Source organism: Oleiphilus sp. HI0067, from assembly GCF_001635735.1.
The window spans coordinates 1-351 of record NZ_LWFI01000815.1; the positions used below are offsets into that span (position 1 = coordinate 1).

At 43.6% G+C, this 351-nt stretch carries 1 protein-coding gene; it reads right to left on the reverse strand.

Features of this window, described 5'->3' with window-relative positions; all coding sequences use genetic code 11:
- Positions 1-15 precede the first annotated feature (15 nt).
- Entirely contained in the window at positions 16-303 is a 288-nt protein-coding gene (locus A3739_RS08690) for an NAD(P) transhydrogenase subunit alpha (protein ID WP_068474346.1), read from the reverse strand.
- Between the last annotated feature and the right edge of the window lie 48 nt (positions 304-351).

Consider the following 351-nt stretch of genomic DNA (forward strand, 5'->3'; position numbering starts at 1 on the left):
CTAAAGCAAACATCATTAGCCCTTTTGCTTAAACATGTTGAGCATACGATCTGTCACCATGAAGCCTGCAACGATGTTGATGCTTGCGAGAGTAACAGCAATAAAACCAAGAACACTTGCAACAGTGGGAGACAAGTGATTTGTACCAGCACTAACAATTGCACCGACGATAACGATGCCAGAGATCGCGTTGGTGCCGCTCATCAGAGGTGTGTGCAAGGTTGGCGGTACTTTGTTTATCAACTCGACGCCAACGAATAAGGCCAAGATGAATATGGTGAAGCTAAGAACGAGCATTTCCATTTATGCATTCTCCTCTTGGTTTGATTCAGCAGGTTCAAAATAAATACT

Excerpts from the sequence above, each read along its gene's own strand:
- A3739_RS08690 (WP_068474346.1), bottom strand. The coding sequence starts at position 303 with ATGGAAATGCTCGTTCTTAGCTTCACCATATTCATCTTGGCCTTATTC.